Source organism: Streptococcus sp. SPS1 (assembly GCF_030439915.1).
Taxonomy (GTDB): domain Bacteria; phylum Bacillota; class Bacilli; order Lactobacillales; family Streptococcaceae; genus Streptococcus.
Genome location: NZ_JAQFJG010000001.1, coordinates 207,841 through 221,264 on the forward strand (window position 1 = coordinate 207,841; position 13,424 = coordinate 221,264).

Genomic DNA, 13,424 nt, shown 5'->3' on the forward strand with positions numbered 1-13,424 from the left:
CTTGGCAAAAGCCAAGGGATAAATCTTTTATTCGATTTTCCATTTTTGGGCCAACCAGCTGGAAAAAGCTAGGAATCGCTCAGCTACTTGTTCATGGTGTCCATAAGTATCAAAGACAAACTGACCGTTCGGATAGCGTTTCTGAAGACTGGTCTGGATTTGCTCAGCATAGACTGGTGCTTGAGCCAAGCGATTAGTATGATAGGCTCCTTCTGTTTGACCGTTCTGTAAATACAGCAAACAGTCCAAATTTTTCACATTTTCTTCCTTGCAGTAAGTCACAAAATCAGGATACCAAAAGGAACCGCAGATCGAAAAGACACAGGAAACCTTGTCAAAGCTGAAAAGACTGTAGACTGCCGCCAAACCAGCTAGTGAATAACCTCCGTAGGCAAGACGAGTTTCGTCCAGTCGATAAAGCAACTGCAACTTGTCTAAAAGACCTCCAAATAAATGATCATGATAGACGTTGGCCTGACCTCCAAAATCTGGAGCTCCATCTCTCAGAGCAGCTGCCTTCCAGGGAGTGTAATCATCTAGGCGATTTTTAGAGGTCAAGCCCACTAAAATCACAGATTCGGAAAGGGACGATAGGAAATCCAAATTTCCATCATTCAATAAAATAGCCGGATAGGTTTGATTGAGGTCGTAGTTAGAAGGAAGGCTGATTTTGACTTGAATTCCTTCCCAATCAAACTCATTATTTATTGATAAAGTCATTGATTTTCTCAAGGGAATCAATCACTGCTGGACCATAGTCCATCAATTCATCGTAAGAGATGGTCATAATTTTTTGATTCTTAATAGCAGGAACGCTTTCCAAAACAGCATTTGCCTTCATCAGCTCTACTGCTTTTTCATCCAATTTTTTATTGCGGTCGCTGGTTACATAGATAATCAATTCAGGATCCATTGACACGAGATTTTCCAAGGTCAAGCCTGATGTCCCCGTAGCAACGTTTGTATAACCAAGTTGGTTCAGCAGGCTTTCTTGCAAAGCAGACTTGTAGGCACCAAAAGTTTCATCATTATAAGCAACCATAATCAAAGCCTTTTTCTTTTCACCTTGGCTTGCTGGGCTTGCTTTCTTAACAGCGTCAATTTTAGTTTGTAATTGGGCCGCGTATTCATTGGCCTTGTCCTGAACATTAAAAATCATTCCAAGATTTTTAACGTCTTCTACAATATTTCCCAAATCTTGTTGAATTGTTGAGAGAGAAGCTTTTTGCGTATAAACTGGGGTTTTATTTTCATTCCAAGTGCTAACTGTCCCCAAGGATTTTTCAGAAAACATCATGTTTCGACCCATCACAGCGTCTGGCTCATAAGAAAGGACTGTCTCTTGTGAGACTGTTTTTTTATCGCCAATTTGAGGAATAGTCGCAATCGCGTCCTTGTATTTGTCCGTCACAGCATTGTCTGGATTAAGCATGCCAACAATTTTATCCTTCAACCCCAACTCCAATAAGATTTCAGTGGTTGAAAGATTGTTGGTGATAACTTTTTCAGGTGCCTTGTCAAAGACTTGTTCGACTTCATTCCCTTTCGCGTCATAGGTTTGGACCGTTAGTGGATAAGTCGTCTCTGTACTGGCCTTTTGACTTGTTTCTGTGCTAGATTGTGTGGTAGTTTTTTTTGTAGTAGTATTGCCACAAGCTACCATGGTTAGGGTAGCTACTGTTACGAGTAAAATACTGAGTGTTTTTTTCATTTTATTTTCCTTTTCATTCTTATAAATAGTGAATCATAGCTTGCTGATCCTCGGTCCAAGTAACCTGACTTTGAACTCCGTATACAGTTTGCAATGACTCAGGGGTGATGGTCTCCTTTGGAGTCCCTTGGTAAAGGATTTCTCCCTCTTTCATCAGATAGAGATAATCTGAATAGAGACAAGCAAGTTGAATATCATGCAGGACAGCTAGAACATTGACCTTGAGCCCCTTCACAATGGCTAACAAGTCTAGCTGATACCTGATATCCAGGTGATTGGTTGGTTCGTCCAGGAGCAAGAGAGTCGGTTCTTGCGCCAAGGCGCGGGCTAGTAAGACTCGCTGTTTCTCTCCTCCTGACAGAGACGAATAGAGACGAGTTTTCTTCTCAAGCATATCCACCTTGACGAGGGCATCTTGAACGAGGGTATAATCTCTTTCCTTTTCCTTCTGTAAAAAAGAGAGGTGGGGAGTTCTTCCCAGCAAGACGATTTCTTCAACTGTACAATCAAACTGCAGTTGGTTAAACTGGGTCACAACTGCCATTTGCTTGGCTGTTTCTTTGAGCGTCCATTGTTCCAGAGGCTTTCCATCTAGGCTTATCAAACCTTTGTCCGCCTTTTCCTGACGATATAGGAGTTTAAGTAGACTGGTTTTTCCACTTCCATTTGGTCCTAATATCGTGTGAAATTGATGCCCTTCAACTTTAAGAGAAACTCCCTTGAGGATTTTTTTCTCTCCCAGTCCAAAGTGGACATCCTGACAAATCAAATCCATATCAGACCCTCACCTCCCTTCGCCTACCTCCAACAATGTAAATAAAGAAGGGAGCACCTACCAAGGCTGTGAAAATACCAATAGGCAACTCAGCATTTGGAATAATGACACGAGAGAGTACATCTGCCCAGACGACAAAAAAGGCTCCTAGCAAGGTTGCAACAGGAAAAAGCCTCTTGTAATTCGTTCCTACTAACCCTCGAGCTAAATGTGGAGTAATCAGACCAACAAATCCAATAATCCCACAGGTTGCCACTAAGACTGCTGTCAGCACAGCCACCATGGTCACATAAAGATACCAATAAAAGCGTAAGGGAATCCCCAAAGTTAAAGCAGCCTCATCTCCCATCATCATCGCATTAAAAACACGATACTGGGTAGAGAAAAATAGAAAGGCTATTCCTACTACTATAGTTGGCAGGACCAAGTCTGCCCAGGAAGTCCCAGCGAGCGAGCCCATGGTCCAAAACTTAATGGTCATCACACTGTCCGCATTAGCGCCGACTGAGATAATAAAGTTTGAAAAAGCCAGAAAGAGAGCATTGACCACCGTTCCTGATAAAATCAGACTGGAAGTCGTCATCCTTCCCTGCATAGAGGCAATGATGAGGACAGCAATTGTTGCCAAAATAGCTCCAAGAAAAGCTCCAAGACTAATCATCACTTTTAAACCAAGAATGATGCTCAAGGTTGCACCTAGAGTTGCACCAGCAGAGATGCCTAAGACATAGGGCTCAGCGATAGGATTGTTCACTGTGGACTGCATCACGCTACCACACATAGAAAGGCCTGCTCCTACTATCAGACCTAACAATACTCGAGGGAATCTCATGTTCCATACAATGGCAAGAGTAGACTTGGAAACCTCTCCTATCTCAAGAGGAAATCCCAACCTACTCAAAATAATCCGATAGGTATCTCCTAGATTAATCGCAACGGATCCCATAGAAACTGCTAGAAAGAGGGAAATTCCTAAAATACCTAGCAAAACACCTAAAAGTAACACAAATTGCTGGTCTTGTCGGCTTCCAGAAAATTTGGAAAGCATGCAAACCTCCTTTGATAGAATCTTAAAAATTTAGAAAATTCTCATGAAAAGTATACCATATTTTCAACTGTGTAACAAGCTATGGAAAAAATACAATTAAAATCAGAAAAATTATGGTTGATTTTTCCATACAGTGTTAGGAAGCATAAGCAAAGATAATACTTGAGTATATCGATGTAAGGTGACAACATAAAAAGCCCTCTGAAAATCAGAGAGCTGATTTGAGCCCGGGCTAAAATCCTAGTGAAACAAAAAAATCTACACGGTCAGAAAAGTCTCTATCGTGCCATTTTCATACATGATGTATAGTCCAAGTAGAATGAATACTAAGGGCACAATGATTCGCTCGTATTTTTCAATTGTCTCGAATATTAACGGAATAGAGGATAAGACCCGACTAATCTCGCATAAGATAATTATGCCGATTACAAACACAAGCAAGGCCACGAGGGTCTGTGACCAATCTAACGAAGCAAAATAAGGTATATAGATACCTAAATTATCTCCGCCAGACGCAATTGTCAGCAATGTAACTGTCCAAAACAGTTGATTTGCCTTGCTTTGTTCTAATCTTTCAATAATTTCTTCCTCTTCTTCCTCTTCTTCCTCACCTTCTCCAACAATTGCAAAGCGAATCCCTAAATAGATAGGGATTAAACCAAGCAATCCAACCATCCATTCTTCAGGCACGAAATTAACGACATAAGCAGCAACTAAACTCGCCCCTACAAGTAAGCCTGTGCCTAGATATTGCCCCGCATAAATATGCCATTTTTGTTTATTCTGTGATAGCTGTGCAAATAAAATAAATAAAATAATTAAATAATCGATACTGGTGGAAATATAAACACCAATAGCAGATATAATTGTCTGTCCCATAAAAAACCTCCTGTATTGGTCAGTAATAAATCAGCAGATTTTAGGAGAGCACAGACACATTAATTTAGCTATCGCTAGTGGGTAATGTCGAACATAGGAAAGCATTTTACTCCTCCTCAAAATGTAGTTACAAAGTAATTTCTAACTGGAATTCGGTGACTACTTCCATGTAAAGTATAACATACTATACTTTACTTCGTAAAGTGTGGGCTCTCCGAGGGGGCTTGCAGACAGTTACTCGGCTTTTCAAGCCGAGTAGCTGCACACCCTTATGGTGTAATTAGCTGATACCATTTGAGGTTTTTGTAGTCTCCAAAATTGTGACCGATAAAACCTCAATAAAAGAGCCCTCTGAAGTCAGAGAGCTGATTTGAGCCCGGGCTAAAATCCTAGTGAAAAAGATGAAACTCCTTGTGTTCATCGAACACTGTGTCATTTCCCTATTTTCATACGGATTTCTTACGCCCTTAGCATCATAATTCTTGCTGGATAAACCGTTTATAGACTAGGCGACGAGGCGAAGAATGTACGAAACTTTCAGTGAAACAAAAAATCTCCCCGAAGGGAGAAGATCTGGTTTATTTTACCTTACAGTGCTAGGAACCGTAACCGAAGATTATACTTGAGTATATCGAGGTAAGGTGACAACGCAATGTAAGTGGAAAATAAAGCAGATTAACGACGAAGTCCTAGAGAGTTGATTAACTCACGGTAACGGTTAACGTCGTTTTTACGCAAGTATGCAAGCAAGTTACGACGGCGACCGATTTTCTTCATCAATCCACGGTAAGTAGCGTGGTCTTTTTTGTGTTGTTTGATGTGTTCGTTAAGGTGGTTGATTTCCCAAGTAAGGACAGCAACTTGAACCTCTACTGAACCTGTATCACCTTCGTGACGTGCATATTGTGCGATGATTTCATTTTTTTTCTCTTTTGAGATTGCCATGATGTTTCTCCTTTTTATTTGGCTTCATCCGAGTGACAGGTTGGCATGCCTGTAACCAAGAAGAAGTTATTTGTCTTTACGACAATCCCTATTCTACCAATAACTAACTTCTTTGTCAACAGATTTACTTTCTTGTTTTAAATATGCTATAATAATCATAGTAAGAAATCCAAGTTGTCTGTTTTTAAACGAGGTGATTATCATGCCTAGATTCTATTCCCATCTCCCCTACTATCTGGTCATCTTTTTCTTTTACTGGCCACTTTATGAGTTGTTATCACTAATCATTTCTGACCCCCTTTTGCTCAAGAGTCTCTACGTAAATAATATTCTCTTCTTTACACCTCTGGTAATCTTGATTATATCGCTACTCTATAGCTACCGTTTCCGTTTCTCACTTTGGTGGTTAATTGGTAACGGACTGCTCTTTTGCTTTACTATCATAACTTTTGGTGAGTTTATACTAATTTACTTGCTAATCTATGAAACCTTGGCTCTGGTGGGCATGGTTTCCGGTATTGGCATCAAGCATATTCTACAAAAATGAAAAACAAAAAACTTTCACAAAATCCTTGAAAAATCTCACAATCATGCTATAATAATCCATAGAGACAAGTCACTTAGCCCCTTTCTACTAGAGAGTGCGTGGTTGCTGGAAACGCATAGGAAGTCTAAACTGATACTACTCTTGAGTTTTTATGAAAACATAAAACGGTGGCCACGTTAGAGCCAATCAGAGGTGTCCCTCTCTTTTGAGGTACATAAATGAAGGTGGAACCACGTTACGACGTCCTTTCTAGGATGTCGCTTTTTGTTTTTCTAGCTTTCACAATTCTCTATCCCTGTTTTCAGAATAGGATTAACACATTCGTCAATAATATAAGTAAGGAGAACATCATGATTAACATTACTTTCCCAGACGGCGCTGTTCGTGAATTCGAATCTGGCGTTACAACTTTTGAAATTGCTCAATCTATCAGCAATTCTCTAGCTAAAAAGGCCTTGGCTGGTAAATTCAACGGCAAACTCATCGACACTACTCGTGCTATCACTGAAGATGGAAGCATCGAAATTGTGACACCTGATCACGAAGATGCCCTTCCAATCCTACGTCACTCAGCTGCTCACTTGTTCGCCCAAGCAGCTCGTCGTCTTTTCCCAGACATTCACTTGGGAGTTGGTCCAGCCATCGAAGACGGCTTCTACTACGATACAGACAACACAGCTGGTCAAATCTCTAACGAAGACCTTCCTCGTATCGAAGAAGAAATGCAAAAAATTGTCAAAGAAAACTTCCCATCAATCCGTGAAGAAGTTACTAAAGACGAGGCACGTGAAATCTTCAAAAATGACCCTTACAAGTTGGAATTGATTGAAGAACACTCAGAAGACGAAGGTGGTCTGACTATCTACCGTCAGGGTGAATATGTAGACCTTTGCCGTGGCCCTCACGTCCCATCAACAGGCCGTATCCAAATCTTCCACCTTCTCCATGTAGCAGGTGCTTACTGGCGTGGAAATAGCGACAACGCTATGATGCAACGTATCTACGGTACAGCTTGGTTTGACAAGAAAGACTTGAAGAACTACCTTCAAATGCGTGAAGAAGCCAAAGAACGTGACCACCGTAAACTTGGTAAAGAGCTTGACCTCTTCATGATTTCTCAAGAGGTTGGTCAAGGTTTGCCATTCTGGTTGCCAAATGGTGCGACTATTCGTCGTGAGTTGGAACGCTACATCGTTGACAAAGAGTTGGCTTCTGGCTACCAACACGTCTACACTCCACCTCTTGCTTCTGTTGAACTTTACAAGACTTCTGGTCACTGGGATCATTACCAAGAAGACATGTTCCCAACTATGGATATGGGTGACGGGGAAGAATTTGTCCTTCGTCCAATGAACTGCCCACACCACATCCAAGTCTTCAAACACCATGTTCACTCTTACCGTGAGTTGCCAATCCGTATCGCTGAAATTGGTATGATGCACCGTTATGAAAAATCTGGTGCCCTCACTGGTCTTCAACGTGTACGTGAAATGTCACTCAACGACGGTCACCTCTTTGTTACTCCAGAACAAATCCAAGAAGAATTCCAACGTGCCCTTCAGTTGATTATCGATGTTTATGAAGATTTCAACTTGACTGAATACCGCTTCCGCCTCTCTCTTCGTGACCCTCAAGATACTCACAAGTACTTTGATAACGATGAAATGTGGGAAAATGCCCAAACTATGCTTCGTGCAGCTCTTGATGAAATGGGTGTGGACTACTTTGAAGCCGAAGGTGAAGCAGCCTTCTACGGACCAAAATTGGATATTCAAGTTAAGACCGCTCTTGGAAAAGAAGAAACTCTTTCTACTATCCAACTTGACTTCTTGCTTCCAGAACGCTTCGACCTTAAATACATCGGAGCTGATGGCGAAGAGCACCGTCCAGTTATGATCCACCGTGGAGTTATCTCAACTATGGAACGCTTCACAGCTATCTTGATTGAGAACTACAAGGGTGCCTTCCCAACATGGCTTGCACCACACCAAGTAACCCTCATCCCAGTATCTAACGAAAAACACGTGGACTACGCATGGGAAGTAGCTAAAAAACTCCGCGACCGTGGTGTCCGTGCTGATGTCGATGAGCGCAATGAAAAAATGCAGTTCAAGATCCGTGCTTCACAAACAAGCAAGATTCCTTACCAATTGATCGTTGGGGACAAGGAAATGGAAGACGGAACAGTCAACGTTCGTCGCTACGGCCAAAAAGAAACACAAACTGTCTCAGTAGATGATTTTGTTCAAGCTATCCTAGCTGATATCGACAACAAATCACGCGTTGAGAAATAAGAACCTAGCACAAAAGCCTCCAGTCCGGAGGCTTTTTCGTCTATGCTCACTCAAGGACTAAGTTCACTTGAGCAAACTGAATCCGCACTATCGTTCCTTCTCCAACCTCAGACTCGATGTGAATCTGGTGACCCAGTTCTTCAGAAATTTTCTTAGATAGGTAAAGTCCAAGTCCAGATGACTGCTGAGTTAGGCGGCCATTGTATCCTGAAAAGCCACGTTCAAAGACTCGGAGAACATCACTATTTTTTATCCCGATTCCTGTATCCTTGATACAGAGCTCTTGACCGTCCATATAAATCTCCAGACCACCTTCCTTGGTGTACTTGAGACTATTTGAGATGATTTGTTCAATGACCACTAACAGCCACTTCTTATCCGTCACAATTTCTTTATCAAGGTCATGTAGATTGACATTTAGGCCTTTTTGAATAAAGAAAAGAGCATATTTACGAATTATTTCCTTGACCAAATCCTCAATTTGAACCTGCTTTAAGACCAAATCATCATGAAAACTTTCTAAACGCAGGTATTGTAAAACTAGATTGGTATAGGAGTCAATCTTGAAAATTTCCTGTTCTAATTGCTGCTTCAGTTGGCGGTCGGCTACTTCTGCAACTAAGAGTTGACTAGCTGCAATGGGGGTCTTTATCTGATGGACCCACAAGGTATAGTAATCCAGCAAATCCGTCAGTTTTCTTTCTGAATCTGACCTCTGCTGATAAAGTTCCATCTCACGCGCTTCTAATTTTTCTGCTAAAGCTATTTCCAAAGGAGATTTGGCTTCCCTCTCCCCATAGAGAATTTCCTGGCGATAGACCTGCATTTCCACCAATATGTCCCAAGCGAAAAATAAAATGGTTACAAAGCAACACAAGAGGAAAAAGTAGAGAAAGTAAATTCCCAAACTGGCAAATAAAAACTGAAAGAGCAAAATCAGAAACGTCAAAGAAAGCAGATAAACCAAAAGACGACTACGGGAACGCAGATAGGCTAGAAAAAATTGTTTCCAATCAAGCATGCTTCAATCCGTACCCTATTCCTTTCTTGGTCTCGATAAATCCTACCAAGCCCTGCTCTTCCAACTTTTTACGCAAACGAGCCACATTGACAGAGAGGGTATTATCATCAATGAAAAAATCACTATTCCAAAGTTCCCGCATGAGGTCGTCACGCGCTACGATGTTGCCTGCATGCTCAAATAAAACGCGTAAAATCTGAAATTCGTTCTTGGTCAAATTCAAGACTTGCCCTTGATAATGTACATCCATGGATTTGGTATTAAGAATCACACCAGCATATTCCAGTAAACTCTCGTCACGCCCGAACTCATAGGAACGGCGCAACAAGCCCTGAACCTTGGCTAAAAGAACCTGCTGGTCAAAAGGCTTGGTCACAAAGTCATCCGCCCCCATATTGATTGCCATGACGATATCCATAGCCTGATCTCTCGAAGACAGAAACATAATAGGTACCTTGGAAATCTTGCGAATCTCCTGACACCAGTGATAGCCATTAAACAAAGGCAGTCCAATATCCATGAGGACCAGATGAGGTTCCGATTGAACAAATAGACTCAAAACTTCCATAAAGTCTTCTACCAGAACCACTTCAAATCCCCATTCAGAGAGCATTTTCCCGACTTGTTGACGAATGACCTGATCATCTTCTACTAGTAAAATCTTGTGCATGCGCTCCTCCTTTTCTATTATTATAACAGATTTTTCCATGCTAGAAGGTCTGAAACTGAATTTGACATAGCTTGTTTTTAGCCAACATAGTGAGGCAATCCTAGTAGCTAATTTAAGGGAAATTTGATAAGATAAATAAAAAGAAAGGAGCTATTATGGTCAATATTTTTGATTATCTGAAAGATGTCGCACACGATTCCTTTTACGACCTTCCTTTAAATGAATTAGATATTCTAGCCTTAACAGAAATCACCTACCTCTCCTTTGATAATCTGGTCTCCACAACTCCTCAGCGACTTTTAGACCTAGCTCCTCAGGTCCCAAGAGAGCCTAACATGTTGACCAGCAAAAATCGTCTCCAGCTATTAGATGAACTAGCTCAACACAAACGCTTCAAAAATTGCAAATTCTCCCATTTTATCAACGACATCGACCCTGAGCTGCAAAAACAGTTTGCGGCTATGACCTACCGCCTCACTCTCGACACCTATCTGATTGTCTTTCGTGGGACTGATGACAGTATCATTGGCTGGAAGGAAGATTTTCACCTGACCTATATGAAGGAAATTCCTGCTCAAAAGCACGCCCTCCGCTATTTAAAGAACTTTTTTGCCCACCATCCTAAGCAAAAGGTCATTCTGGCTGGGCATTCCAAGGGAGGAAATCTAGCCATCTATGCTGCTAGTCAAATTGAGCAAAACTTGCAAAATCAAATCACAGCTGTTTATACCTTTGATGCGCCTGGTCTCCATAAAAAACTGACACAAACCGAGGGCTATCAAAGGATAATGGATAGAACCAAGGTCTTCATCCCACAAGGTTCCATCATCGGTATGATGTTGGAAATTCCGGCCCACCAAATCATCGTGCACAGCACTGCCTTAGGTGGTATCGCCCAGCACGATACCTTTAGTTGGCATATTGAGGACAAACACTTCGTTCAACTGGATAAGACCAACAGTGATAGCCAACAAGTTGACACAACCTTCAAGGAGTGGGTGGCCACAGTCCCTGATGAGGAACTCCAGCTCTACTTCGACCTCTTCTTTGGCACTATTCTCGATGCTGGGATTAGCTCCATCAATGACCTGTCTTCCCTAAGAGCTATCGAACATATTCATCATCTCTTTGTCCAAGCACAATCCCTCACTCCAGAAGAAAGGGAAAACATGGAACGTCTTACCCAATTATTGATTGATACCCGTTACCAAGCCTGGAAGAATAGATATAGCAGAATGAAATAAGATACGAACAAATCGATTAGGGGATTTAGATCAATTTCTAAAAATGAATTAGAAGTTTTGTTGTACTGTTCTAACTTCATTCTAATATAAAAAGCTTATGATGAGGTGCACCTTCTCATAAGCTTTTTTGTTTTAAAGAAGAAATCAATCCTTGATCTGACTCTCTGCATCGGCCACGACTTGTTCTAAACTGGTCTGACCAAGTTCAGCCTCCATAGCCAGCTGGATTCTCTCCAATTTTTGATCCAAAACATCATGAATATGAGCTCCAACTGGGCAATTTGGATTTGGATTGTCATGGAAACTAAAGAGCTGACCTGTCTTACCAAGACACTCTACCGCCTGATAAACATCTAAAAGACTAATATCTTTGAGATCTTTGACAATCTCTGTTCCACCCGTTCCACGCGCTACTGAAATCAGCTCTGCCTTCTTCAACTGGGACAAGGTTTTTCTGATAATGACAGGATTGACCCCGACACTAGCAGCCAGAAAATCACTGGTCACCTTGCTTTCCTTCCCCTCGAGGGCAATAATTATCAGCATATGAGTCGCAATGGTAAATCTACTTGGAATTTGCATCCTCTTCTCCTTTTTACGAGGCTACCCTGCCTCTACTCTTCTTTTTCTTTTATTATACCCTTTTTAGTTGTAATGTCAATCGTTACCACTTTTCAACCAAGCATCTAATTCCCTATCATAGCCCTCTTTCTGGGCCAATTCTCTCAGAAATTCCTGATTGTGAGTATGATGGATACCATTAACCAGACTTTCATAATAAACCTCAAAATAGGGAAGTTTGAGGTCTTTAGCCAGCTGCAATTCAGCTGCCACATCGTAGTCTACCCGTCGGAAGTCCATATCTACCAGGCCCTTGCCATCAAACTCTAAAATCATATACTGGGCCCTCAAGTCCTTCCGTAGCTGAGCGTCCAAAAAGAAAGGTTGCCCAATCGAACCCGGATTGACAATCAATTGCCCACCAGTCCCGTAACGAAGCAACTGCTGGTGAATATGACCATAAACAGCAATATCACAAGGCGGATTGGTCACCAAGCGGTCAAAATCCTCCTGTGCTCCAGTATGAATCAACTCTCGCCCCCAGTTCTTATCAGGCAGATGATGGCTAATTCCTACCGTCAAATCACCAAACTGACAATGAATCTGGAGTGGTTGATTGTGGAGCAGTTCAATTTCTTCTAGGGAAATTTCCTCTAAAACATACTGGCACTGACGCAAGAGATAGCGTTGACTGGGACGAGTACTATCTAGTTCCTTGCGGACACCATGCCACAGACTATCTTCCCAGTTTCCCAAAACTCTAGCTGTAATCGGTAGTTGAGCCAACAAGTCCAAAATCCTTCTACGCCCTGTCCCTGGCATGAGAATGTCTCCCAAAAGCCAGTATTCATCCACTCCTAGCTGCCGAGCATCTGCCAAAACAGCCTCCAAGGCGGTGGTATTTCCATGAATATCTGAAAGAAGAGCTATTTTCGTCATATCCATCTCCTCGTTTTTTCTCTTGCAATAAGTATAACATAAAAAGTCACAGCTAGAGAAATCTAGCTTTTTTTGATATACTAGATAAAGATATTAGACAAGAGGAAGCGAATGACCCCGAATAAAGAAGACTATCTAAAATGTATTTATGAAATTAGCATAGATTTGCATAAGATTACCAACAAGGAAATTGCTGCCCGCATGCAAGTCTCTCCCCCTGCCGTAACTGAAATGATTAAACGAATGAAGAGTGAAAATCTCATCCTCAAGGACAAAGAATGTGGCTATCTACTGACTGACCTCGGCCTCAAACTGGTCTCTGAGCTCTATCGTAAGCATCGCTTGATTGAAGTTTTTCTAGTCCATCATTTAGACTATACGAGTGACCAGATTCACGAAGAAGCTGAGGTATTGGAACATACTGTCTCTGACCTATTCGTGGAGAGATTAGAAAAATTGCTTGGATTCCCCAAAACCTGCCCCCACGGAGGAACCATTCCTGCCAAGGGAGAACTCCTAGTTGAAATCAATAACCTGCCACTAGCTGACATCAAGGAAGCTGGCTCCTATCGCCTAACTCGGGTGCACGATAGTTTTGACATTCTCCATTATCTGGACAAGCACTCACTTCACATCGGTGATTCGCTCCAAGTCAAGCAGTTTGATGGCTTCAGCAATACCTTCACTATCCTTAGTAAAGACGAGGATTTACAAGTGAATATGGACATTGCAAAACAACTCTATGTCGAGAAAATCAACTAATTTCTCAAGTCCCCTACCAACCCTGAAA

The 13,424-nt window shown here is 41.7% G+C and carries 14 protein-coding genes; 4 read left to right on the top strand and 10 right to left on the bottom strand.

The annotated features are described in order from the left end of the window. Positions 1–27 precede the first annotated feature (27 nt). From PCY12_RS01040 to rpsO, 6 genes are all read right to left on the bottom strand, one after another. The gene (locus tag PCY12_RS01040) at positions 28–720 is read right to left on the bottom strand and encodes an alpha/beta hydrolase-fold protein (RefSeq protein ID WP_301351142.1); all 693 of its coding nucleotides are present in this window, start codon (positions 718–720) and stop codon (positions 28–30) included. Further along, complete coding sequence (locus PCY12_RS01045) at positions 701–1,711, bottom strand: ABC transporter substrate-binding protein (RefSeq protein ID WP_301351143.1); 1,011 nt, start codon at positions 1,709–1,711, stop codon at positions 701–703. The genes PCY12_RS01040 and PCY12_RS01045 overlap by 20 nt, the downstream gene beginning before the upstream one ends. A gap of 19 nt (positions 1,712–1,730) precedes the next feature. Continuing rightward, positions 1,731–2,486, bottom strand: coding sequence for an ABC transporter ATP-binding protein (locus PCY12_RS01050; protein WP_301351144.1), 756 nt, complete (start codon positions 2,484–2,486; stop codon positions 1,731–1,733). A gap of 1 nt (position 2,487) precedes the next feature. Next, positions 2,488–3,534 carry an iron ABC transporter permease gene (locus PCY12_RS01055; RefSeq protein ID WP_301351145.1) on the bottom strand — a complete coding sequence of 349 codons (1,047 nt, stop codon included), beginning with the start codon at positions 3,532–3,534 and terminating at the stop codon, positions 2,488–2,490. A 258-nt stretch (positions 3,535–3,792) separates the two neighbouring features. Then, entirely contained in the window at positions 3,793–4,413 is a 621-nt protein-coding gene (locus PCY12_RS01060; RefSeq protein ID WP_000531713.1) for a CadD family cadmium resistance transporter, read from the bottom strand. Between the two features lie 675 nt (positions 4,414–5,088). Next, complete coding sequence (rpsO, locus tag PCY12_RS01065; protein WP_001018251.1) at positions 5,089–5,358, bottom strand: 30S ribosomal protein S15; 270 nt, start codon at positions 5,356–5,358, stop codon at positions 5,089–5,091. 202 nt (positions 5,359–5,560) lie between these two features. Here rpsO and PCY12_RS01070 point away from each other — a divergent pair, with 202 nt between their 5' ends. Then, entirely contained in the window at positions 5,561–5,905 is a 345-nt protein-coding gene (locus PCY12_RS01070) for a hypothetical protein (RefSeq protein WP_301351146.1), read from the top strand. A 350-nt stretch (positions 5,906–6,255) separates the two neighbouring features. Then, positions 6,256–8,199 carry a threonine--tRNA ligase gene (gene thrS / locus PCY12_RS01075; protein ID WP_301351147.1) on the top strand — a complete coding sequence of 648 codons (1,944 nt, stop codon included), beginning with the start codon at positions 6,256–6,258 and terminating at the stop codon, positions 8,197–8,199. Positions 8,200–8,245: 46 nt separating this feature from the next. On the opposite strand, the gene PCY12_RS01080 is transcribed toward thrS, so the two are convergent. After that, positions 8,246–9,220, bottom strand: coding sequence for a sensor histidine kinase (locus PCY12_RS01080; RefSeq protein WP_301351148.1), 975 nt, complete (start codon positions 9,218–9,220; stop codon positions 8,246–8,248). Continuing rightward, complete coding sequence (locus tag PCY12_RS01085; protein WP_000548993.1) at positions 9,213–9,890, bottom strand: response regulator transcription factor; 678 nt, start codon at positions 9,888–9,890, stop codon at positions 9,213–9,215. Before PCY12_RS01085 ends, PCY12_RS01080 begins: the two co-directional genes overlap by 8 nt. A gap of 155 nt (positions 9,891–10,045) precedes the next feature. On the opposite strand from PCY12_RS01085, the gene PCY12_RS01090 reads away from it, so the two are divergent. Beyond that, positions 10,046–11,134, top strand: a complete 1,089-nt coding sequence (locus PCY12_RS01090) for a DUF2974 domain-containing protein (protein WP_301351149.1) — start codon at positions 10,046–10,048, stop codon at positions 11,132–11,134. A 144-nt stretch (positions 11,135–11,278) separates the two neighbouring features. Here PCY12_RS01090 and PCY12_RS01095 read toward each other — a convergent pair whose 3' ends face one another. After that, positions 11,279–11,716, bottom strand: coding sequence for an Rrf2 family transcriptional regulator (locus PCY12_RS01095; RefSeq protein ID WP_301351150.1), 438 nt, complete (start codon positions 11,714–11,716; stop codon positions 11,279–11,281). Between the two features lie 75 nt (positions 11,717–11,791). Next, positions 11,792–12,634 carry a metallophosphoesterase family protein gene (locus tag PCY12_RS01100; RefSeq protein WP_301351151.1) on the bottom strand — a complete coding sequence of 281 codons (843 nt, stop codon included), beginning with the start codon at positions 12,632–12,634 and terminating at the stop codon, positions 11,792–11,794. A gap of 111 nt (positions 12,635–12,745) precedes the next feature. On the opposite strand from PCY12_RS01100, the gene PCY12_RS01105 reads away from it, so the two are divergent. Further along, a complete protein-coding gene (locus PCY12_RS01105) occupies positions 12,746–13,396 on the top strand; it encodes a metal-dependent transcriptional regulator (protein ID WP_301351152.1) in 651 nt (216 codons plus the stop codon). Positions 13,397–13,424: the final 28 nt, after the last annotated feature.